16 protein-coding genes are annotated in these 21,599 nt (G+C 72.6%); 4 read left to right on the top strand and 12 right to left on the bottom strand.

Annotation, left to right across the window (positions count from 1 at the left end; all coding sequences use genetic code 11):
- Positions 1-122 precede the first annotated feature (122 nt).
- Positions 123-674, bottom strand: coding sequence for a transcriptional regulator NrdR (gene nrdR, locus ABZ923_RS22425; RefSeq protein ID WP_361474605.1), 552 nt, complete (start codon positions 672-674; stop codon positions 123-125).
- Positions 675-1,262: 588 nt separating this feature from the next.
- Between nrdR and lexA the strand changes: the two genes are divergently transcribed.
- Positions 1,263-2,042 carry a transcriptional repressor LexA gene (lexA, locus tag ABZ923_RS22430; RefSeq protein WP_030342891.1) on the top strand — a complete coding sequence of 260 codons (780 nt, stop codon included), beginning with the start codon at positions 1,263-1,265 and terminating at the stop codon, positions 2,040-2,042.
- A 193-nt stretch (positions 2,043-2,235) separates the two neighbouring features.
- On the opposite strand, the gene ABZ923_RS22435 is transcribed toward lexA, so the two are convergent.
- The 4 genes from ABZ923_RS22435 to ABZ923_RS22450 form a co-directional block, all read right to left on the bottom strand.
- Positions 2,236-4,227: an ATP-dependent DNA helicase gene (locus ABZ923_RS22435; protein ID WP_361474608.1), complete on the bottom strand. Its 1,992-nt coding sequence runs from the start codon at positions 4,225-4,227 to the stop codon at positions 2,236-2,238.
- Between the two features lie 466 nt (positions 4,228-4,693).
- On the bottom strand, positions 4,694-5,464 hold the full coding sequence (locus tag ABZ923_RS22440; RefSeq protein ID WP_361474611.1) for a GNAT family N-acetyltransferase: 771 nt from the start codon (positions 5,462-5,464) through the stop codon (positions 4,694-4,696).
- Between the two features lie 109 nt (positions 5,465-5,573).
- On the bottom strand, positions 5,574-7,769 hold the full coding sequence (locus ABZ923_RS22445) for an IucA/IucC family protein (protein WP_361474613.1): 2,196 nt from the start codon (positions 7,767-7,769) through the stop codon (positions 5,574-5,576).
- A 188-nt stretch (positions 7,770-7,957) separates the two neighbouring features.
- Complete coding sequence (locus tag ABZ923_RS22450) at positions 7,958-9,430, bottom strand: diaminobutyrate--2-oxoglutarate transaminase family protein (protein WP_361474616.1); 1,473 nt, start codon at positions 9,428-9,430, stop codon at positions 7,958-7,960.
- Between the two features lie 512 nt (positions 9,431-9,942).
- Here ABZ923_RS22450 and ABZ923_RS22455 point away from each other — a divergent pair.
- Complete coding sequence (locus tag ABZ923_RS22455) at positions 9,943-11,172, top strand: hypothetical protein (protein ID WP_361474619.1); 1,230 nt, start codon at positions 9,943-9,945, stop codon at positions 11,170-11,172.
- Positions 11,173-11,260: 88 nt separating this feature from the next.
- Here ABZ923_RS22455 and hflX read toward each other — a convergent pair whose 3' ends face one another.
- From hflX to miaA, 6 genes are all read right to left on the bottom strand, one after another.
- Positions 11,261-12,751: a GTPase HflX gene (gene hflX / locus ABZ923_RS22460; protein ID WP_361474622.1), complete on the bottom strand. Its 1,491-nt coding sequence runs from the start codon at positions 12,749-12,751 to the stop codon at positions 11,261-11,263.
- A 176-nt stretch (positions 12,752-12,927) separates the two neighbouring features.
- Positions 12,928-14,457, bottom strand: a complete 1,530-nt coding sequence (locus tag ABZ923_RS22465; protein WP_361474625.1) for a M1 family metallopeptidase — start codon at positions 14,455-14,457, stop codon at positions 12,928-12,930.
- Between the two features lie 82 nt (positions 14,458-14,539).
- Complete coding sequence (locus ABZ923_RS22470; protein ID WP_361474628.1) at positions 14,540-16,795, bottom strand: HD domain-containing protein; 2,256 nt, start codon at positions 16,793-16,795, stop codon at positions 14,540-14,542.
- A 186-nt stretch (positions 16,796-16,981) separates the two neighbouring features.
- Complete coding sequence (gene dapF / locus ABZ923_RS22475) at positions 16,982-17,851, bottom strand: diaminopimelate epimerase (protein ID WP_361474631.1); 870 nt, start codon at positions 17,849-17,851, stop codon at positions 16,982-16,984.
- Between the two features lie 91 nt (positions 17,852-17,942).
- Positions 17,943-18,446: a hypothetical protein gene (locus ABZ923_RS22480; protein ID WP_361474683.1), complete on the bottom strand. Its 504-nt coding sequence runs from the start codon at positions 18,444-18,446 to the stop codon at positions 17,943-17,945.
- Between the two features lie 368 nt (positions 18,447-18,814).
- Complete coding sequence (gene miaA / locus ABZ923_RS22485; protein ID WP_361474633.1) at positions 18,815-19,753, bottom strand: tRNA (adenosine(37)-N6)-dimethylallyltransferase MiaA; 939 nt, start codon at positions 19,751-19,753, stop codon at positions 18,815-18,817.
- 183 nt (positions 19,754-19,936) lie between these two features.
- Between miaA and ABZ923_RS22490 the strand changes: the two genes are divergently transcribed.
- Positions 19,937-20,242, top strand: coding sequence for a hypothetical protein (locus ABZ923_RS22490; RefSeq protein WP_361474636.1), 306 nt, complete (start codon positions 19,937-19,939; stop codon positions 20,240-20,242).
- Between the two features lie 25 nt (positions 20,243-20,267).
- Positions 20,268-20,555: an antitoxin gene (locus ABZ923_RS22495; RefSeq protein ID WP_361474638.1), complete on the top strand. Its 288-nt coding sequence runs from the start codon at positions 20,268-20,270 to the stop codon at positions 20,553-20,555.
- A 135-nt stretch (positions 20,556-20,690) separates the two neighbouring features.
- Here ABZ923_RS22495 and ABZ923_RS22500 read toward each other — a convergent pair whose 3' ends face one another.
- Entirely contained in the window at positions 20,691-21,404 is a 714-nt protein-coding gene (locus tag ABZ923_RS22500) for a class III extradiol dioxygenase subunit B-like domain-containing protein (protein WP_361474641.1), read from the bottom strand.
- Positions 21,405-21,599 lie beyond the last annotated feature (195 nt).

Consider the following 21,599-nt stretch of genomic DNA (forward strand, 5'->3'; position numbering starts at 1 on the left):
GTTCCCGTGGGCACGTGTTTCCGTCTTGTGTTGCGGGCACCCTCAGCTGCCACCCGCAACAGGTCTCTGTTCGCCGCCTCCCGACCGGAACCCGGGTCTCCTCCCGGTTTCCGGCCCGCCGGTCAGTCGGCGGCGCGGGCGGGCACGGGGACCTGAGTGGTCCCGCCGGGCCCGCGGTCGTCTTTCTGACTCCCCGCTCCCGCGTCGTCCTCGTCGGCGGCGGGGTCTCGCGTCGCTTCCCTCAACTCCGCGATGGCGGCCTCGAAGTCGTCGAGCGAGTCGAACGCCCGGTAGACGGAGGCGAACCGCAGATACGCGACGAGGTCGAGTTCCTGCAACGGGCCGAGTATCGCCAGCCCCACGTCGTGGGTGGTCAGCTCGGCGCTTCCGGTCGCGCGCACCGCCTCCTCGACCCGCTGGCCTAGCTGGGCGAGCGCGTCCTCGGTGACAGGCCGCCCCTGGCACGCCTTGCGCACGCCATTGATGACCTTGGTACGGCTGAAAGGCTCGGTGACCCCGGACCGCTTGACCACCATGAGCGAGCACGTCTCCACGGTCGTGAAACGACGGGAGCAGTCAGGGCACTGGCGGCGCCTGCGGATGGACGTGCCGTCGTCGGTCGTACGACTGTCGACCACACGGCTGTCGGGGTGCCTGCAGAAGGGGCAGTGCATGTTCTCCAACCCTCCTCACAGCAGACTCGTCAGCCCCACCGGACCCAAAGGCCCCGCGAAGCAGCCCTAAGCATAGGCGATCGCGGAGCTGTCTCGGACCCGGGGGACCACAACTTCTGGGCTGCTGTAGCCATCCAACCACTACATGTGGGGCTCGACTCATATACCGGGGTTCACGTGCGTGTCGCGCGAACCGGGGTACACGCGCGTGTTGCGCGGAAGCAGCAGGTCCGGGACTCGCGGCGACCGATGAGGACACGCGGGCGCCGAGCGGTGCCACCTCGGCACTTACGGGGATACCGTGGGCGCCACAGGGAGGACGCGTGGCACTCCCGGGCAGAAAGGGCCCCGGATCCCGGACCGGGGGATTCCGGATGGCAGACTGGGGCGCAGCCCACGAGGCGAACAACCCCGGCGGTGAAGAGTACAGCAATGGGTGCTTTTGCCCGCCAAGTGTCGCGTCAGCCATACACCCAGACACGTGATTGCGTCAGGCGAAACGCACTTTTTCACTCGAACGTGTGTTTGGCGCAACCTTTCGAAAGCAACTACCGTTGTGCAGCAGGGAGACCATCGAGAGGGGCCGACGTGACCACCACCGCAGACAGTGCCACCATCACCGCCCAGGACCGCTCCCAGGGCCGAGTCGAGCCGGTACACGCGATGAACGAAGCCACGAATCCCGAGGCACACAAGCGCTCCCTGCCGGGGCGACCTCCAGGCATCCGGGCGGACAGCTCCGGACTCACGGATCGGCAGCGCCGGGTGATCGAGGTCATCCGGGACTCCGTGCAGCGGCGCGGCTACCCGCCGTCGATGCGAGAGATCGGCCAGGCCGTGGGCCTGTCCAGCACGTCCTCGGTCGCCCACCAGCTGATGGCGCTGGAACGCAAGGGCTTCCTGCGCCGCGACCCGCACCGTCCGCGCGCGTACGAGGTGCGCGGATCGGACCAGGCCGTCACGGTGCAGCCGACGGACACCGCCGGCAAGCCCGCCGCGTCGTACGTCCCGCTGGTCGGCCGTATCGCGGCCGGCGGCCCGATCCTGGCGGAGGAGTCCGTCGAGGACGTCTTTCCTCTCCCCCGGCAGCTCGTCGGCGACGGCGAACTGTTCGTCCTCAAGGTCGTCGGCGACTCCATGATCGAGGCCGCCATCTGTGACGGCGACTGGGTCACCGTGCGCCGCCAGCCGGTCGCCGAGAACGGCGACATCGTGGCCGCCATGCTCGACGGCGAAGCCACCGTCAAGCGCTTCAAGCGCGAGGACGGCCACGTGTGGCTCCTCCCCCACAACGCGGCCTACGAGCCGATCCCCGGCGACGACGCGACCATTCTCGGCAAGGTCGTCGCAGTGCTGCGCCGCGTGTGACGGCCGCGGCGGGCGGGCGGCCGCTCGCTCCCTGACCGGGCCCCGGAACCCCTGCGCCGGTTCCGGGGCCCTGCACGTGCCCGGCGGACCTGTGCGCGTCCGGTGGACCTGCGGGTGTCCAGTGATCCTCGGGGCCGCCGGGGCGGACTCCCTGCGGGGTAGCCCGGCCGGCGCCGGTCGGGCTACCCCGCGATCACTTCGCCACAGCTGCGGGCGTCTCCGTCTGCTTCGCCGCCGCGTCGATCGCCGCGAGCGACTTGCGGACCTGATTGCGGTCCGTCGTGTACCAGAAGTCCGGCAGTGACGCCTTGAGGTAACCGCCGTACCGTGCGGTGGCCAGCCGCTGGTCCAGGACGGCCACCACGCCACGGTCACCGGACGCCCGGACGAGACGGCCGGCGCCCTGGGCCATCAGGAGGGCCGCATGGGTGGCGGCCACCGCCATGAAGCCGTTGCCGCCGGCGTCCTCCACCGCCTTCTGGCGTGCGCTCATCAGCGGATCGTCGGGCCGCGGGAACGGGATCTTGTCCATGACGACGAGCTGGCAGCTGGGCCCGGGGACATCGACGCCCTGCCACAGCGACAGCGTGCCGAACAGGCAGGTCTTCGGGTCGGCCGCGAAGTTCTTGATCAGTTCGCCGAGCGTCTCCTCACCCTGGAGCAGGATCGGGAACTCGGGGATCCGGGAGCGCAGCTCCTCCGCGGCGAGCTGGGCGGCCCGCATGGACGAGAACAGTCCCAGGGTGCGCCCGCCGGCCGCCTGGATCAGCTCGGTCAGCTCGTCCAGCATGTCGGCGCGCTCGCCGTCACGCGCGGGGCGCGCCAGGTGCTTCGCGACGTAGAGGATGCCCTGCTTGCGGTAGTCGAAGGGCGAGCCGACGTCGACACCCTTCCACTTCGGAAGGTCCTCGCCCTCGGTGCCCTCCGGGCCGAGGCCCAGGGAGGCGCCGACGCCGTTGAAGTCGCCGCCCAGCTTGAGTGTCGCCGAGGTGAGGACGACGGCCCGGTCCGCGAAGAGCTTCTCCCTGAGCAGGCCGGAGACCGACATGGGGGCGACCCGGAGGGACGCGCCGAAGCGGTCGTGCCGCTCGTACCAGACGACGTCCCACTCCGAGCCGTTCAGGACGCGCTCGGCCACGTCGTGCACCGTCTCCACCGAGGCCAGCGCCTGCTTGCGGACGGCGTCCTCGTCCTGGACGGACTTGTCGCGGGTCGCGCCGATCCCGCTGATCACCGTGCGGGCGGCGTCCCGCAGCGCCATCAGGGCGTAGCCGAGGTCCTCCGGGATCTCCTCCAGGCGGCCCGGCAGCGCGAGTTCCATGAGCCGCTCGAAGCCCTCGGCGGCGGTCTGGAGCTGATCGGCGGCCTTCTCGTTGACCAGTTTGGCGGCACGGCGCACGGCGCGGTTGACCTGCCCGGGCGTGAGTTCGCCGGTGGCGACGCCGGTGACACGGGAGACGAGTTCGTGCGCCTCGTCCACGATCAGCACCTCGTGCTGGGGCAGCACCGGGGCGCCCTCGATGGCGTCGATGGCCAGCAGGGCGTGGTTGGTGACCACGACCTCGGCGAGCTTGGCCCGCTCGCGGGCCATCTCGGCGAAGCACTCGGCGCCGTACGCGCATTTCGACGCGCCCAGGCACTCCCGGGACGACACCGACACCTGCGCCCAGGCACGGTCCGAGACGCCCGGGGTGAGATCGTCGCGGTCGCCGTTCTCCGTCTCGTCCGCCCAGTCCCGCAGTCTCAGCAGGTCCTGGCCCAGCTTGCTGGTGGGCGCGGCGGCCTCGAACTGGTCGAACAGCCCCTCCTCCTCGTCCTGCGGCATGCCCTCGTGCAGGCGGTGCAGACAGAGATAGTTCGACCGGCCCTTGAGCATCGCGAACTCCGGGCGGCGCCGCAGCAGCGGGTGCAGGGCGTCGACCGTGCGCGGCAGGTCCCGCTCCACGAGCTGGCGCTGCAGGGCGAGCGTGGCCGTCGCGACGACCACCCGTTCTCCGTGCGCGAGCGCGGGCACGAGATAGCCGAGCGACTTTCCGGTGCCGGTGCCGGCCTGGACCAGCAGGTGGGATCCGTCGTCGATCGCTTCGGCGACCGCTTCGGCCATGGTCACCTGGCCGGGGCGCTCCGTGCCGCCGACGGCTGCGACGGCGGCATGCAGGAGTTCGGAGAGGGAGGGCTTCGTCATAGCCAGACCACCCTACGGCCCTGCACTGACAAGCGGGTGGTCACGGCGGGGGCAAGGGGTGGGATCACGGCCGGGGCTCCTGGGCGGGGTGGGCTGGTGCTTGTGTTCGGGCGGGCTGGGGCTTCTGTTTGAGTGGGCTGGGCTGGGTTTCGGGCTGAGGCCGGGCTGATGGCGGGGAGTGGGACGGACGTACGGGCCCGGCCGCCGGTTCGGGTGGCTTCGGCGGCCGGGCCGAGCGCCGGTGGTCGGGCAAGGTGCTGGTGCCTCGCCGGTGCGGGACCGTCAGCGCTTGGGCGGGGCTGGACGGCGGTGACCAGCGCCGCCAGAGCCGTGCCGGGGCCGGCGGCGACCCCCGATCTTCGGCCGGCGGAACGGGCCCGCCGGATGTCCCTCGAATTTTTTCCCGAACCGGGAACACCGCGAGCCCGCCGCTCGTATCTCATTGTGAGCGCCCGATCACGTGGCGCTACAGGACATCGCGCAGGACTCGGTCCCGGATCATGAGGGCGGCCCGCTTGCCGGGCAGGTCGACCTCGGCCGCGTACCGGAAGCCGGCGCTCAGGAACGCGGCGACGGAGGGGGTGTTGCGGAGATCGGGTTCTGACACGACGCGTGCGCAGGTGGGACACCGGTCGAGGATCAGGTCGGCCACGGCTCGGAGCAGGGCGGAACCGAGCCCGCGCCCCCGGTCAGCGGCCTCGCCGACGAGGAGGTGGACGCCGGTGTCGTACGGACGGGCCGGGTAGTGGTGGGCCAGCGGATCGAGGTCGGCCCGGTAGACCTCCCAGTAGCTCATCGGGGTGCCGTCGAGGACGCCGAGACACGGCACGCTACGCCCGTCGCCGTGGAGTTGCGCCCGCAGGTGGTCCTCCGTCCGGTTCCGGGGCCCGGCCAGCTCCCAGAACCGCGCGACGGCGGGGTCGTTCATCCAGCGGTGGACGAGCGGCAGGTCTTGATCGAGGTGTACGGGCACGAGTCGGAAGGAGCCGGCAGGGGTCGTGACCGGACCCCAGGTCGCGAGTCGGCTGAGGAGGCCGCCCGGCGCCCCGGCGTAGAGGGCGATGAACTGGGCGGGGAGGCACAGTTCCAGTGTGTCCTCGCTGCCCGGGTCGTCGTCCTCGACGGTGAGCCGGCCGAACCGGGAGTTCCACGGGCCCGCGGTGTCCGCTCGGGGACTGCCGCCGCCCGGGTGGGCAGAGACGGGACCGGTTCCGGCGCTCGCGTCGGTGGGAGGCACGGTGCGCTCCTCTCAGGAGACGAGGTGGGTCATGTTCCTCGGATGTGCGGGAGACGGTGCGGTTCGCTGAAGGTGCGGTCCGCTCAGTGGGTGAGCGGAGGTACGCCGCTCAGGAATGAAGGGGGTTGGCGATGGTGACGTAGACGGACTGGGTGTCGACCGGACCGACGAGTTCGTCGAGGCCGTGCAGCCGGGTCAGCAGGTTGGCCTTGCAGCGCAGGACGGGTGAGTCGAGCAGGCGGCCGGGCAGGGAGGTGCGAAGCGGGGTGGCCCCTGAGACGAGGTCGGTGAGGAAACGGCGGAAGGCCGCGAGGAGCAGTCGCTCGTCGGCGAGGCGCTGGGAGCCGAAGGCGCCGATCAGGCCGAGCACGTTGTTGACGGCGAGGTAGTAGACGAAGCGTTCGTCGGTGACCTCGTCCGGGACGAAGGTGTCGCTGTGCTCGCCGATGCCCGGTAGCCGGGCGTCCAGTTCGGTTCGCCGGGACTCGCGGAAGTAGTAGCCCTGGTTGTCCCGGTAACGGCCGCCGACGGGCCAGCCGTCGCCGTCCAGCAGGATCACCGTGTTCTGCTGGTGGGCTTCGAGGGCGATGCCGGCCTCGCTGTCCAGCCAGAGGACGGGCCGGACGACCTGTTCCAGGTAGCGCAGGAACCACTCGGCGGCGACTGCGCCGACGGGCCGGCCGGTGCGTGTGGCGAGGCGCACGACGACCTGGGCCAGGCGGGACCACATCGGCCAGGCCGTCTGGCGTGGCGGTGTGGCCGCGGTCGGCTCGGCGAGCGGACGGGGTGAGACGAGTCCGGCTACGCAGCCGGCGTCGTCGGCCGGGGTGAACGGGTTGTGCCGGATCACCACGTCGAGTCCCGGCAGGGGCAGACCGTCCGGGCCGTCGACGGCGAGCCAGGCCGGGTCCCGGACGATGTCGAACCCGGGGTGTGCCGCCTGCCACTGACGGGCCAGGCCGGTGCGGAGGAGTCGGTGCACCTCGACTCCGCGGTGCAGTTCCTTGCGGAGGTTCTCACGGCGGGAGTTGGTGATGCGCAGGGCCAGCGAGAGCTTGAGCATCGCGGGGGCACCGGATCGGTGGACGGTTCTCACAGAGGAGGTGGGGTGCCAGGAGGTGCCGAGCGGGCCGAGGTCGCGGAGGAGTCCGGAGTCGAGCAGTGCGGCGACGGATGCGCGGTGGCGTACTTGGCGCGCCTGCCAGGGGTGCAGCGGCATGGCGGTGTAGCCGTCGGGCAGAGGCAGTTCGGCTCCGGCGAGCCGTCGGACGAGGTGGCCCGCGGGGACGGGACGGCCGCGCTCGGTCCAGGCCGAGTCGGTCGCGAGGAGAGAGGGGGCGATGGCCAGCCAGTGCAGGGGGAAGGAGCCGCGCAGCTCCGGTGAGTACCGGTGGGCTTCGGTCTCCGTGAGGCCTTCCCGGCTCTTCGGGGTCGGGTGCAGGGGGTGTCCGAGGAGGAGGGCCTGTTCGGCACTCAGGAAGAGGTCGGGGGTGTCGGCGGGGTGCTCACGCCGGTACCGGACGAAGACCGCGGTACGCCGGACGGAGTCGGCCACCCTGGCCACGAGGTCGGTGCTGTCGCCGAGGGTGGGGGTGGTGCCGTCGCCGACTCCACCGGTGGCGCCTTCGCCGGGGCCGACAGCCGCCTCATCGCCGGGACCAAGCCCGGGGCGAACCCCACCGGTGGCTTCGCCGGAGCCGAAGGCGGTGCCGTCACCGCCGCCAGTGCCGCTGCCAGTGTCGTCACCGTCGCCGCCACCGGTGTCGGAGCGGGGCACAGTGGCGGTGTGGCCCGAGGAGCCGCCGGTGCCGCCGGGGCCACCAGGGCTACCGGGACTGCCAAAGCTGCCGACGCTACCGGTGCCTTCGGTGCCGCCGGCGGACTCTCTCGCGAGCAGTGCGGCGAGGGTGACGGCGTCGATGGGGGATGCCGTGTCGGGGGCGTAGGCGAGGCGTGGGGGGCCGAAGCGGTGCCAGCCGGTCGGGGACCAGTAGCGGACCGGTGCGATGAGGGCGGTGCCGCTGGCGGGCAGGGGGATGCGGAGGCTGCCGGTCGTGGGAGCGGTGAGGCCGGTCTCGCGGGCCCAGCAGCGCAGGAGGTTCTCGACGGCGGCGGCCTGGGCCACGGCGTGGGGATCGGGGTCCTCCAGCGGGTCGGCGCCGGGTGCCGTCAGCCGGGTGGGGTCCGCCTCTCGCTTCTTCTGCTGCGGGACCGACTCGGTGAGCGGTGCGGCAGAGGAGGGAGCGCCGGAGGCTCCCTGGTCGTCGGCGCCGGAGCGGCCGTCGGGGCTGGGGCTGGCGTTCATGACGGCTCCTCTGGGGCTGGTGCGGGCGTTGCGTCGTCCGCTCCCGCTCGGTTGCCGTTGCTTCGTGGCCGAGGGTGCGTGGGATGGAGAGCGGGATGTGGACGAGAGTGGGTGAAGTCGGGATGGGCTGGGGTGGCCTTCCGCAGGCCGGTGCCGGAGTGAGGGGTCGGGCGGGGCGTGGGTGGGGTTCAGCCCGTGCGTTGGGCAGGGCTGGGGTGTCGTGGCTGGTACGGGCCGTGGGTCTGGTGGTGGCGGGCCGCCGCCGCCACCGCGTCGGCCAGGCGGTCGAGTACGGCGGTCGCCTGTTCGTCGCTGATCGTCAGGGGTGGGAGCAGCCGGACCACGGACGCGTGACGGCCGCCGAGTTCGACGATCAGTCCGCGCTGCAGACACTCCCGCTGTACGGCGGCGGCCAGTTCGGGCGCGGCCGGGTGCGGGGTGCGGGTGGGTTCCAGGGCGGCCGGTACGGCATCGGGGTGGTCGGCCGTGGGTTCCGGGCGGGTGGTGGCGGGGTCGGCGTCCGGGTCCACCAGTTCGAGCCCGATCATCAGTCCGCGCCCCCGAACGTCACCCACGCAGGGGAAGTGGTGGGTGAGTTCGGCGAGTTGGGTCAGCATGCGGGTCCCGAGGGCGGCGGCTCGTTCGGCGAGGGCGTTCTCGCGGACGTAAGCGAGGGTGGCGGTGCCCGCGGCCATGGCGAGCTGGTTGCCGCGGAAGGTGCCGGCGTGGGCACCGGGTTGCCAGACGTCGAGGTCGTCGCGGTAGACGATCACGGCCAGCGGGAGGCTGCCGCCGATGGCCTTGGACAGGACCATGACGTCGGGGGTGATGCCGCTGTGGTCGACGGCCCAGAAGGCGCCCGTGCGGCCGACTCCGGTCTGGACCTCGTCGGCGATCAGCGGGATGGACCGGTCCGCCGTGAGCCGGCGCATGCGGCGCAGCCAGTCGTCCGGTGCGGGGATCACTCCGCCCTCACCCTGGACGGGTTCGATGATCATGCCGGCCGGCAGGGGTACGCCGGACTTGGGATCGTCGAGGAGGGACTCGGTCCAGCGGGCGGCGAGTTCGGCGCCGGGCCGGCCGCCGACGCCGAAGGGGCAGCGGTAGTCCTGCGGGTAGGGCAGGCGGGTGACCTGGACGTCGCGGGCACCACCGGAGGCGGCCAGGGCGCCGGCGGTCATGCCGTGGTAGGCGCCGGTGAAGGCGAGGATGCCGGAGCGGCCGGTCGCGGCCCGGACCAGTTTGAGGGCGGCCTCGACGGCGTCGGTGCCGGCCGGTCCGCAGAACTGGACGCGGGCGCGGTCGGCGAGGCCGGGCGGGAGGGTGCGGAACAGCTCGGTGGTGAAGGCGTCCTTGACGGGGGTCGCGAGATCGAGGACGGAAAGGGGGGCGCCGGAGTCGAGGACGCCGCGGATGGCTTCCAGCACGACCGGGTGGTTGTGGCCGAGGGCGAGGGTGCCGGCGCCGGAGAGGCAGTCCAGGTAGCGGCGGCCGTCGGCGCCCTCGATGGTGAGCCCGCGCGCCCGGACGGGCACGATGGGCAGGGCGCGGGCGTAGGTGCGCGCCGAGGACTCCCGCGCCGACTGGCGTCTGAGGATGCCCTCGTGCACGGCCCCCGCTTCGCCGGGTGTGCCTCCGGCGATCGACTCCGTAACGGCCACTGCGCGTCGTCCTCCCCGCTGTTCAAGGGCGAGTTGATCTCGGGGACCGGACACGGACGGCTGGCCCCACCGGCTACAACAGCGGACCGTTCGGGCGGTTACGGGGTCGCCCGGAGTTCCTTGGCGGGGACGGTACGGGGGACGCGTCTCGCCGTTCCACCGGAGGGCACCACCGCGCGGCCGGCCGGCAGGATTGCGCGGGGCCGTCGGCGCCCGCGCGGCGCACGGGCTCCGCCAACCGGTGTGCGCCTGCACCTGAGTTGCCCGGCGGGCCCCGACACCCCCGCCCCGGGCGCCGGCAGGGCCACCGCACGGCCGCCCGCGCGCCAGGCCCGGTTCAGGCGCCCTGTGACGGAACCGTTGCCCTCCCGTCGGAACTCCCCCACGGCGACGGCATAGTGTGTGTTGCCGTTCCCAGAAGGTCGTGAGACCGGCATGAACCTTCCATGAGTTCGCCGCCGGTGTCGGGGCCGAAGCGCCGAGTTCCTTTCACAGCAAGGGGAGTCAAGAACATGCGATCCATACGGCCGTCGTTCACCGCTCGGCGGGAGAGGGGCGGCCGCCGCACCTCCACCTCGCTGACGGCGGTCGCCCTCGTGTCGGCGCTGGCGCTGACCGCCACCGCCTGCAACGGCGACGGTGACGACAACGCCGACGGCAAGCCGACCTCCACCGCGACCGCGGCCGGCAACGGAGACGGAAAGATCACGATCCCGGACGACCTCAAGAAGAGGCTCAAGGATCACGGGTTCGACGTCGACAAGTGGAAGAACGGCGCCTGGAAGAACTGGAACAGGCAGGACTGGCTGCGCGAGGCCAACGACTTCATCAACCCGATCATCGAGGGCCTGTGGGACCCGGACCGGATGCGTCACGCCGACGACCCGGACCAGGGTGTCGACGACAACGACATCTCCGGTGACCAGGGCGTGACGGACCCGACGCCGCAGCCGGTGAAGGCGCGGGCGGTGGCGCCGCCGTACCACAGCAGTGCGGCCACCTCGGGCAAGCTGCTCTTCGACGCCCCCGACGGCACCATGGTCTGTTCGGCGACGGTCGTGACGGACCCGGCGCACCCGGGCAAGTCCAACCTCGTGTGGACGGCGGGGCACTGTGTGCACGCCGGCAAGAAGGGCGGCTGGTACCGGAACATCGCCTTCGTGCCGTCGTACAACAACCAGGGCAAGTCTGCGGCCGCGCTGCAGAACGCCAGCCGGTCCGAGGTCGCCCCGTACGGCGTGTGGTGGGCCGACGCGGCGAAGACCTCGCAGCAGTGGATCAGCGAGGGCGGTCAGACGGGCGGCAACGGTGCCTCGTACGACTTCGCCGTCATCCATGTGACGCCGGAGCAGGGCGGCGGCGGCAAGTCGCTGGAGGAGACCGTCGGCGGGGCGCTGCCGGTGGACTTCGACGCTCCGGCCGTGGCGCAGGTCAAGAGCATCACGGCGTCCGGGTACCCGGCGGCGGCGCCGTACGACGGTCAGCTGATGTACCAGTGCCAGGACAAGCCGGGCCGGCTGTCCATCGAGCAGTCCGACCCGACGATGTACCGGATCGGCTGCACGATGACCGGTGGTTCCTCCGGCGGCGGCTGGGTGGAGACGGGCGCGGACGGCAAGCCCGCGCTGGTGTCCAACACGTCCATCGGCCCGGTGAGCGCGGGCTGGCTGGCCGGTCCCCGGCTGGGTGAGGTGGCCAAGGGCGTCTACGAGTCGGTGAGCAAGCAGTTCGCCGGGCGGTGAGCCGACGGTGAGGCGGTCCGCCTGACGCGGCGAGCATGACGGAGGCCCGTCACCCCGGTGGGGTGGCGGGCCTTCGTGCGCGGGCGGCTCAGGCCGCGGAGACCGGGACGTACGGCGCCAGGTCTGCCGCCAGCTCCTCGTGCACCCGGACCTTGAGCAGGGTGCCGTCCGCGGTGTGCTCCTCGGAGATCACCTCGCCCTCGGTGTGGGCGCGGGCGACGAGCTTGCCATGGGTGTAGGGCACGAGTGCCTCGATCTCGACCGAGGGGCGGGGCAGCTCGTTGTCGATCAGGGCGAGCAGCTCCTCCAGGCCCCGGCCGGTGCGTGCCGAGACGGCGATCGAGCGCTTCTCGACCCGCAGCAGCCGCTGGAGGACCAGCGGGTCGGCCGCGTCCGCCTTGTTGATCACGACGATCTCGGGCACGGCGGTGGCGCCGACGTCCCGGATCACCTCGCGCACGGCGGCGAGCTGCTCCTCCGGGTTGGGGTGCGAGCCGTCCACCACGTGCAGGATCAGGTCGGAGTCGCCGACCTCCTCCATGGTGGAGCGGAACGCCTCGACCAGGTGGTGCGGCAGGTGCCGGACGAAGCCGACGGTGTCCGCCAGCGTGTACAGCCGGCCGCTCGGGGTCTCCGCCCGGCGGACGGTCGGGTCCAGGGTCGCGAACAGGGCGTTCTCGACCAGGACGCCGGCGCCCGTGAGGCGGTTGAGCAGGGAGGACTTGCCGGCGTTGGTGTAGCCCGCGATGGCGACGGACGGCACCTTGTTGCGCCGGCGCTCCTGGCGCTTGATCTCGCGGCCGGTCTTCATGTCCGCGATCTCCCGGCGCATCTTCGCCATCTTCTCGCGGATCCGGCGCCGGTCCGTCTCGATCTTGGTCTCACCGGGGCCACGCGTGGCGAGGCCGCCGCGACCGCCACCCATCTGCCGGGACAGCGACTGACCCCAGCCGCGCAGCCGCGGCAGCATGTACTGCATCTGCGCGAGCGCGACCTGCGCCTTGCCCTCGCGGGACTTGGCGTGCTGGGCGAAGATGTCAAGGATCAGGGCAGTACGGTCGATGACCTTGACCTTGACGACGTCCTCCAGCTGGATCAGCTGGCCGGGGCTCAGCTCACCGTCGCAGATGACGGTGTCCGCGCCCGTTTCGAGGACGATGTCGCGCAGCTCCGCGGCCTTGCCGGAGCCGATGTAGGTGGCCGCGTCGGGCTTGTCGCGGCGCTGGATCACGCCGTCGAGCACGACCGCGCCCGCGGTCTCCGCGAGGGCGGCCAGCTCCGCGAGGGAGTTGTCGGCGTCCTGCGCGGTGCCGGTGGTCCACACGCCGACGAGCACGACCCGCTCCAGGCGGAGCTGGCGGTACTCGACCTCGGTGACGTCCTCCAGCTCGGTGGAGAGGCCCACCACGCGGCGCAGGGCCGCGCGCTCGGAGCGGTCGAACTGGTCGCCGTCCCGCTCGCCGTCGATCTCGTAGCTCCAGGCGACGTCCTCTTCCATCAGGGCATCGGCCCGAAGACCCTCGGGATAGGTGTGCGCGAGGCGCTTGGTGTCCTGGGAAGGGGAAGAAGAGGAGGTCATTGGATCCTTACGTCGATGAGATACGTCGATGGGACTGCCGTTATGGCGTCGGTACGGCGGTCGGTCGCCCGGGCCGCTCGTGGTGTTCAACGTATGAGTACCCCGGGAGATTCCCGTGTCCCGTGCGCGTGCCGACCTCTAGATGGTCGCACGGTACGGCCCGTCTCGTCACCGGGTTATCGCCGGGTGCGGGGCGGGGCGGCCTTGGGTGGGGGAAGCTGCTTCCAGTCCGGGTGGCCGGGCATCGGCGGGGTCTTCTCGCCGTACAGCCAGGGCGTGAGGAACCCTCTGAGATCGCGGCCGGCGACGGCCGAGGCCAGTCGGACGAAGTCGCCGGTGGTGGCGGTGGAGTCGCGGTGTTCCTGGACCCAGATCCGCTCCAGCCGCTCGAAGGCGGGCCGGCCGATCTCCTGCCGCAGGGCGTAGAGCGCGAGGGCGGCGCCGTCGTAGATGTTGGGCCGGAAGATGCTGATCTTCTGGCCGGGCACGGGCGGCTTGGGCCGGGCGGGCGGGCCGCCGGCCTCGCGCCAGCGGTCCGAGGCGCCGTAGGCGGCCTTCATCCGCTCCTCCATGGGCCGGTGCGCCGTTTCCTCGGCGTACAGCTCCTCGTACCAGGTGGCGTGGCCCTCGTTCAGCCAGACGTCGGACCAGCTGCGGGGGCTGACGCTGTCCCCGAACCACTGGTGGGACAGCTCGTGCACCATGACCGACTCGATGTACCACTTCGGGTAGGCGGGCTCGGTGAACAGGCTTTTCTCGAAGAGGGAGAGGGTCTGGGTCTCCAGTTCGAAGCCGGTGTCGGCTTCTGCCATGAGCACGCCGTAGGTCTCGAAGGGGTAGTGGCCGAGCTTGCCCTCCATCCAGGCGATCTGGTCGGGTGTCTTCGCGAGCCACGGTTCGAGGGCCTGGCGGTCGCCGGCGGGCACGACGTCGCGCAGGGGCAGCCCGTGCGGGCCCTGGCGGTGCACCACGGCGGAGCGGCCGATGGACACCTGGGTGAGTTCTGTGGCCATGGGGTGCTGGGTGCGGTAGGTCCAGGTGGTGGTGCGGCCGACCCGGTCGGCACCGGCGGGCAGGCCGTTGGCCACGGCCGTGTAGCCGTTCGGCGCGGTGATCCGGAAGGTGAACATCGCCTTGTCGGACGGGTGGTCGTTGCACGGGAACACCAGGTGGGCGGCGTCGGCCTGGTTCGCCATGGCGAGGCCGTCGGAGGTGCGCACCCAGCCGCCCTGCTGGTCCTCGCCGTAGACGGGGTCGCTGGTGTGCCGCACGGTGATCCGGGTCCAGCTGCGCTCGCTCAGGGGGTGCTCGGGGGTGACGACCAGGTCGTCGCCGGCGCTGGTGAAGCGCGCGGGACGTCCGTCGACCTCGACCGACCGGACGGTGCCGTGCGCGAAGTCGAGGTTGAACCGCTCCAGGTGGTCGGTGGTCCAGGCGTCGATGGTGGTGACGGCCTGCAGCGGCTTGTCGTTGCTGCCGGGGTAGGTGAGGGAGATGTCGTACGAGGCGACGTCGTAGCCGGGGTTGCCCAGGTACGGGTAGAGCCGGTCGCCGACGCCGACCGGCTCGGCCGGGGCCGCGGCGGCGACGAGGCAGACGGAGACGGCGGAGGCGAGCAGGGCCGCCTTGCGGTGCCGGGAGAGCGTGCGCGGACTCCGGCGCCGGGAGAGCGGAGGCTGGGTCCGGGGGCGGGGGGTGAGCAGCATGGACCACCGCTACCAGTGCGTGCCCGCCCGGTGGCGGCGACGCGCGCCCGGCCCACCCGAACGGGTAGGCCGGGCGCCGTCGTCAGGAGGCCGGTGCCTGGTGCTGGGCGCGGCTCACGTCGTACACCCCGGGTACGTCCCGCATGGCGCGCATCAGGACCGGGAGGTGGGCCGCGTCGGGGAGCTGGAGGGTGTAGGTGTGACGGACCCGCTGCTGGCTGGGCGGTTCGACGGTGGCGGAGACGATCTCGGCGCCCTGGAGGGCGATCGCCTCGGTGAGGTCGGCGAGGAGGTGGGGACGGCCGAACGATTCAGCGACCAGGGTGACCCGGCATGCGGTGGTGTCCCCCCAGCGCACACCGATCTCTGCGCGCCCCTTGCTCTTCATGTGCGCCACCGTGGCGCACTCCGCGCGGTGCACGGTCACCACTCCCCCGCGCACCGCGAACCCGGTGATCTCGTCGGGCGGTACGGGCGTACAGCACCCGGCGAGGCGTACCGCGGTGCCGGGCCGGTCCGCGAGGACGTCGGCGCGCCGGGGGTACGGGGCCGGGGCGCCGTCCGGGGGGCGCGCGGACGAGGCGGCGGGGGCGGCTGCGGGCTCGGCCGGGGCGGCCTCCGCGTACCGGGCCGGAGCCGGGTGGACGGGGTCGGCGGGGGTGCCCGGCTCGGCGGTGCCGGTGCCGCCGCCGGGGTGGGCCGCCAGCCAGCGCTGGATGGCGATGCGGGCGGCCGGTGTGTGGGCGTGCTCCAGCCACTCCCGGGAGGGTTCGGAGGCCGGGTCCTGGCCCATCAGGAGCTGGACGGTGTCGCCGTCGCGCAGGACTGTGCTGAGGGTGGCCAGCCGGCCGTTGACGCGGGCGCCGATGCAGGCGTGGGCGTCCTCGCCGTACTGCGCGTAGGCCGCGTCCACGCAGGTGGCGCCCTCGGGCAGGCCGAGGGTGCCGCCGTCGGGGCGGAAGACGGTGATCTCGCGGTCCTGGGCGAGGTCCTCGCGCAGGGTGGACCAGAAGGTGTCGGGGTCGGGGGCGGCCTGCTGCCAGTCGAGGAGGCGGGAGAGCCAGCCGGGACGGGTGGGGTCGACGCGCTCGCCGTCGGCCGGGACGTCGGAAGTGGCGGGGTCGGAGGCGGGGGTGTCGGAGGCGGGTGCGTACGGGTTGCCGAGGGCGACGACACCGGCCTCGGCGACCTTGTGCATCTGGTGGGTGCGGATGAGGACTTCGACGACCTGGCCGTCGGGGCGGGCGACGGCGGTGTGCAGGGACTGGTAGAGGTTGAACTTGGGTACGGCGATGAAGTCCTTGAACTCCGAGACCACCGGTGTCATGCAGGTGTGCAGTTCGCCGAGGACGCCGTAGCAGTCCGCGTCCTCGTTCACCAGCACCAGCAGGCGGCCGAAGTCGGTGCCGCGCAGCTGTCCGCGTTTGCGGGCGACGCGGTGGACGGAGACGAAGTGCCGGGGGCGGATGAGGACTTCGGCGGGGATGCCGGCCTCGCGCAGCACCCCGCGCATCTCCTCGGCGACCTCGGCGAGGGGGTCGCCGGAGCGGGCGGCGTTCTCCGCGATGAGTTCTCTGGTGTGCTCGTACTCCTCGGGGTGGAGGATGGCGAAGACCAGGTCCTCCAGCTCGGTCTTCAGGGCCTGCACGCCGAGGCGTTCGGCGAGCGGGATGAGGACGTCGCGGGTGACCTTGGCGATCCGCGCCTGTTTCTCGGGGCGCATCACGCCGAGGGTGCGCATGTTGTGCAGGCGGTCGGCGAGTTTGATCGACATCACGCGCACGTCGTTGCCGGTGGCGACGAGCATCTTGCGGAAGGTCTCCGGCTCGGCGGCGGCTCCGTAGTCGACCTTCTCCAGTTTCGTGACGCCGTCGACCAGATAACGAACCTCCTCGCCGAACTGTTCCCGCACCTGATCCAGCGTCACCTCGGTGTCCTCGACGGTGTCGTGCAGCAGGGAGGCCGTCAAGGTCGTGGTCTCGGCGCCGAGTTCGGCCAGGATCAGGGTGACGGCGAGCGGATGCGTGATGTACGGCTCGCCGCTCTTGCGCATCTGTCCGCGGTGCGAGGACTCCGCCAGGACGTAGGCGCGGCGCAGGGGTTCGAGGTCGGCGTCGGGGTGGTGGGCCCGGTGCGCCTCCACGACGTGGCCGATCGCGTCGGGCAGCCTGTCGCGGCCGGCGGGGCCGAGCAGCGCGGCCCGGCCCAGCCGGCGCAGGTCGATCCGGGGCCGGGACTTCCTGCGCGCCGCCGCCGGCGCCACGGACGCTGTGAGCGCTTGTGGCGCTGGGGGCGCTACCGGGCCAGCGGTCGCAGGGTTCGTGGCCTCCGCACTCATGGGCACCTCCGGCTCGTGGACCGGCGGACGGAGCCCCAGGGCATACGCGGCTCAGGGAATGGCGACGTTCCCCCGTCCGTGCCGGTGCTTGATGCTACCGAGCCCACCACGCACGACAGACCGCCTCTCGCCGAGCGTGAAACGGATCACCCATTCGAGCGATGGAATCGAGGTTTAGTTTTCGATTCAGCCGAGCACGCGGGCCAGCCAGTCGGCGTCGATCTCGCCCTCGGCCACGATCACGGCGGGCCCGGTCATCTCGATCTCGCCGTCGGGCCGCTCGGTGATGACGAGGCGCCCGCCGGGCAGGTCGACGGTGTACGTCGCCGGGGTGCCGGTGACGGCCGGGTCGGTGCCGTCGCGCCGGGCGGCGGCCACGGCGACGGCGCAGGCGCCCGTGCCGCAGGAGCGGGTCTCGCCGGAGCCGCGCTCGTGCACGCGCATGGCGACGTGGCGGGGACCGCGGTCGACGACGAACTCGACGTTCACCCCGTCCGGGTAGGCGGACGCCGGGCCGACCGGCGGGGCGGTGTACAGGTCGCCGGCGTGCGCGAGGTCGGCGACGAAGGCCACCGCGTGCGGGTTGCCCATGTTCACGTTGCGCGCGGGCCAGCTGCGCTCGCCGACGGTCACCGTGACCTCTCCCTCGGGGAGGCGGGCGCGGCCCATGCCGACGGTGACGTCACCGTCCTTGGCGAGGTGGACGGTCCGCACGCCCGCGCGCGTGGCGATCGTGAGGTCGCCTTCGGCCACATGCCCGGCGTGCTGGAGGTAGCGCGCGAACACACGGACGCCGTTGCCGCACATCTCGGCGACGGAGCCGTCGCCGTTGCGGTAGTCCATGAACCATTCGGCTTCGGCGGCCATCTCCCGGGCCTCCGGGTGTGCCGCGGACCGCACGACGTGCAGCACGCCGTCGCCTCCGATGCCCGCCCGGCGGTCGCACAGGGCGGCGACGGCGGCCGGGGACAGGTCGATGGCGTTCTCGGGGTCCGGGACGATCACGAAGTCGTTCTCGGTGCCGTGCCCCTTGAGGAAGGCGATCCTGGTGCTCATTCCTCGATCGTACGGGGTGGGTGCGACAGAGCCCGTCCCGGCGGGGTCCAGGGTCTTTCTTCCGACACCGGCGAGATCCGGAAGAGAGGCCCTAGCGGAGCCGGGCCACGCGCCACACCGCGAGCACGGCCACCAGGGCGACCAGCAGGACGTAGCCGAGGACGACCCGCCAGTCGGGGCGGCGGCCGGAGCCGCGCGGGGGCAGGCCGGGCCAGGTGTAGCCCACCCGGCGGGCGGCCATCATGCCCCAGCCCGCCGCGCAGGAGCAGATCAGCAGGCCGAGCATGGCGATGACCGCGCCGCTGTCGCCGAAGTCGAAGGCGAGCGGGAAGGCGAACATCAGGGAGCCGACGGCGGCGAGGCCGACGATGGGGGCGAGCTGCCAGATGCGCAGCCGGCCCTGCGGGCGCAGCTCGACCTCGACCTCGGGGCCGCCCGGGTACATCTCCTCCGGCTCCGGTCCGTCGTCGGTCACACCGCCGGCGGTGTCGTCGGGACCGTCGTCGGTGAGACGGTCCCCGGAGAGGTCGGACAGGTCGGTCAGGTCGGACAGCGAGGCGCCGGACAGGGTGTCACCGGGCAGCGGGTCGCCCATCAGGCGATCATCCGACAAACGGTCCTCGGCCAGTTCCGCGTCGGTCGGGAGATCGCCGATCAGGCCGTGGTCGCCGCTCGGACCGGGGTCGCCGTTCGGGCCGGAATCGCCGTTCAGGCCGTCGCCGTGCGGAGCGCCGTCGGGCAGACCGTTCACCCGTGGGCGGTCCTCACCGGAGCAGGGCTCGTCGCGGTCCGGTCCGTCACCCTCAGTGGTGAGGTGCTCGGCACTTGGTGCGGTGTCGCGAGGGCCGGCCTCCATCGCCACGCGCCCTCCCAACTAGGCTCCACTTGGTCGATCGAAGCTCGATGATGGCACGGCGCCGGAGGCCGCGATGACCGGCGGCGCATCCCGATGCCATGACGTGATCAGGCTGTAACCGGTCGTTCGACCAACGCCAGGGCCTGCTGCGGAAGTTCCCCCCGGTCCGCGGCGGCCCCACTCAACCAGTGCACCCGGGGATCGCGCCTGAACCATGAATCCTGGCGGCGCGCGAAGCGCTTGGTGGCACGGACGGTCTCGGCCCGCGCTTCCGCTTCACTGCACTCCCCGGCGAGCGCCGCGAGGACCTGCTGGTAGCCGAGCGCGCGCGAGGCCGTGCGCCCCTCGCGCAGCCCCTGCGCCTCCAGTGCGCGCACCTCCTCCACGAGGCCCGCGTCCCACATGCGGTCGACGCGCCGCGCGATCCGCTCGTCCAGTTCCGGCCGGGCCACGTCGACGCCGATCTGGACGGTGTCGTAGACGGAGTCGTGGCCGGGCAGGTTGGCGGTGAAGGGCTGGCCGGTGATCTCGATCACTTCCAGGGCGCGGACGATACGGCGGCCGTTGCTCGGCAGGATGGCGCGGGCGGCCTCGGGGTCGGCGGCGGCCAGCCGGGCGTGCAGCGCGCCGGAGCCGCGCAGCGCCAGCTCCTCCTCCAGCCGGGCCCGGACCTCCGGGTCGGTGCCGGGGAACTCCAGGTTGTCGACGGCACCGCGGACGTACAGCCCGGAGCCGCCGACCAGGACCGGCCAGCGGCCCTCGGCGAGCAGGGCGTCGATCCGCGCGCGGGCGAGCTTCTGGTACTCGGCGACCGAGGCGGTGACCGTCACGTCCCAGATGTCCAGCAGGTGGTGCGGGACGCCGTCGCGCTCCTCGGGCGTCAGCTTGGCGGTACCGATGTCCATCCCTCGGTACAGCTGCATGGAGTCGGCGTTGACGACCTCGCCGCCTAGTTGCTGGGCCAGGAAGACGCCGAGATCGGACTTTCCGGCCGCGGTGGGTCCGACGACGGCGATGACGCGGGGGGCGGGGGGTGCACTGCTCACCGCACCAGTCTCGCAAACCTCCTGGCGAGGTCTCGAACGAGTTACGTGACGGCGCCCTTCCCGGGTCGTTGCCCGAGGCGAGGTGCCGCCCGCCGGGGTGCCGGAGGCGGTGACCCTGGTGGCGCAACCGTACGCACCGGGCGACGCGGGAATTCGCCCGCACGAGTACCGTATGGAGTGGATATGGGTGTAATTGCACGGCTTCTCGGCAGGTCGAAGGCGGCTCCGGAGGCGTCGGCCGCAGCGGCGGACTCCGACGCGGAGCCGGCGGGAGCCGAGGCGGAGCAGGACGAGGCGGCGGAGGCGGCGACGGCGACGGCGCGGGCCGGGTCGGCGGAGGCGGAGGACGCGTCCGGGGACGGGCCCGGGAACGGCGCCGTGCAGTCGGACTCCGGTACGGACGACGCGTCCGAGGGTGCCGGGATCCCCCGGCAGCAGTCCGCCGGCGAGGCCGCCGACAGCGAGGCCGGCGAGGGCGCCCGCAGATGACTGTCCCGTGAGGGAAGGTGGACCAATGGGTCTGATGGACAACGTGAAGGCCAAGCTCGGACCGGCCAAGGACAAGGTGTCGGACCTCGCGCGGCAGCATGGGGACAAGGTCCAGCACGGGCTCGACAAGGCCGCGAAGGCCGTCGACGACCGGACCAAGCACAAGTACAGCGACAAGATCCAGGCGGGCACGGGCAAGGCCAAGGAGGCGATGGACCGCCTCGCGCACAAGAGCGGCCCGGGAGCGGCGCCCCACGACCCGACGACCCCGACCCGCCCGACCCCTCCGGAGGGCCCGCCGCCGGCTTCGTGAGATCCGGCCCGGCTCCGCACGGGTGCGCCGCCGGCTTCCCGAGGAGCCGGCGGCCCTCCCGCGTGATGTGCGCGCGGAGCCTCCCGTGACCTCCGGGTGCGCCGGCGGCGGTACGGCGAGCCGGGGCTGCGGGGCTCAGGACCAGGTCGCGACCAGGTAGCCCACGCCGTACGGCGCGTCCTCGTACAGCAGGCTGCCCGTGAGGTGCGCGTCGGCGGCCGCGCCGGCCAGGATCTGCCAGGGCGCGCGGCCGGACGCCTTCAGTTCGCGGGCCAGTCCGGGGTCCAGGGCGAGCAGGGCCGCCGCGTCCGCCGTTCCGAGCGCCCGGGCGGCCTCGGCGTCGAAGGGCGCCGCCCGCTCGTCCAGGTACCCCGGTGCCTTCAGCGTGCGGCAGGCGCTGCCGTCCCCCATCACCAGCAAGGCCACGCGCCCTGCCCGGCCGGCCAGTTCCCGCCCGGTCCCGGCGCACTGCTCCGGCTCCAGCGTGTCCGCGACGCCGAGTCCCTCGATCGGGGCGTCGGCCCAGCCGGTCCGCTCCAGCAGCCAGGCCCCGACGGCCAGCGAGGCCGGCAGCTCGCGCTCGTCGACGGGGTGGGCGGCGGGCCCCAGGCGGACGTCCAGGTCGACCCCGAAACCACGGAAGGTGCCCGGGCTGCCCTGCGGGAACGCACCGCGCCGGCCCTGCTCGGCGGTGCCGACGACCACCAGCAGGTCGGGGCGGGCGGCGGCGAGCACGCCGAGCGCGTCCGCGCACGCCGCGCGCGCGGCGTCCAGTTCCGGTGCGGCACCGGCGGCGACCTCGGGAACGAGCAGGGGCGGGCAGGGGCACACGGCGGAGGCGACAAGCATGATCGGCAGGGTAACCCGCCACGGGCGGGCCTCGGCTCACTCCTCGGTCCGCACGTCCGTCGGGTCGATCAGCGGGACGGCCGGGCCGCACTCCGGCACGTCCCGCCGGCCGCAGGGCAGGCCGTCCCGGACCCGGGGGGCCCGGCCGGCGGGCAGGCCATCCCAGGCCCGGGGGCCCGCTCGACGCCGTACATC

The sequence above is a fragment of the Streptomyces sp. NPDC046881 genome, from assembly GCF_040645015.1.
In the GTDB taxonomy this organism is placed as follows: Bacteria; Actinomycetota; Actinomycetes; order Streptomycetales; family Streptomycetaceae; genus Streptomyces.

Excerpts from the sequence above, each read along its gene's own strand:
- nrdR (WP_361474605.1), bottom strand. The coding sequence starts at position 674 with ATGCACTGCCCCTTCTGCAGGCACCCCGACAGCCGTGTGGTCGACAGT.
- ABZ923_RS22435 (WP_361474608.1), bottom strand. The coding sequence starts at position 4,227 with ATGACGAAGCCCTCCCTCTCCGAACTCCTGCATGCCGCCGTCGCAGCC.
- ABZ923_RS22445 (WP_361474613.1), bottom strand. The coding sequence starts at position 7,769 with ATGAACGCCAGCCCCAGCCCCGACGGCCGCTCCGGCGCCGACGACCAG.
- ABZ923_RS22455 (WP_361474619.1), top strand. The coding sequence starts at position 9,943 with ATGCGATCCATACGGCCGTCGTTCACCGCTCGGCGGGAGAGGGGCGGC.
- hflX (WP_361474622.1), bottom strand. The coding sequence starts at position 12,751 with ATGACCTCCTCTTCTTCCCCTTCCCAGGACACCAAGCGCCTCGCGCAC.
- ABZ923_RS22465 (WP_361474625.1), bottom strand. The coding sequence starts at position 14,457 with ATGCTGCTCACCCCCCGCCCCCGGACCCAGCCTCCGCTCTCCCGGCGC.
- ABZ923_RS22470 (WP_361474628.1), bottom strand. The coding sequence starts at position 16,795 with ATGAGTGCGGAGGCCACGAACCCTGCGACCGCTGGCCCGGTAGCGCCC.
- dapF (WP_361474631.1), bottom strand. The coding sequence starts at position 17,851 with ATGAGCACCAGGATCGCCTTCCTCAAGGGGCACGGCACCGAGAACGAC.
- ABZ923_RS22480 (WP_361474683.1), bottom strand. The coding sequence starts at position 18,446 with ATGGGCGACCCGCTGCCCGGTGACACCCTGTCCGGCGCCTCGCTGTCC.
- ABZ923_RS22490 (WP_361474636.1), top strand. The coding sequence starts at position 19,937 with ATGGGTGTAATTGCACGGCTTCTCGGCAGGTCGAAGGCGGCTCCGGAG.
- ABZ923_RS22495 (WP_361474638.1), top strand. The coding sequence starts at position 20,268 with ATGGGTCTGATGGACAACGTGAAGGCCAAGCTCGGACCGGCCAAGGAC.
- ABZ923_RS22500 (WP_361474641.1), bottom strand. The coding sequence starts at position 21,404 with ATGCTTGTCGCCTCCGCCGTGTGCCCCTGCCCGCCCCTGCTCGTTCCC.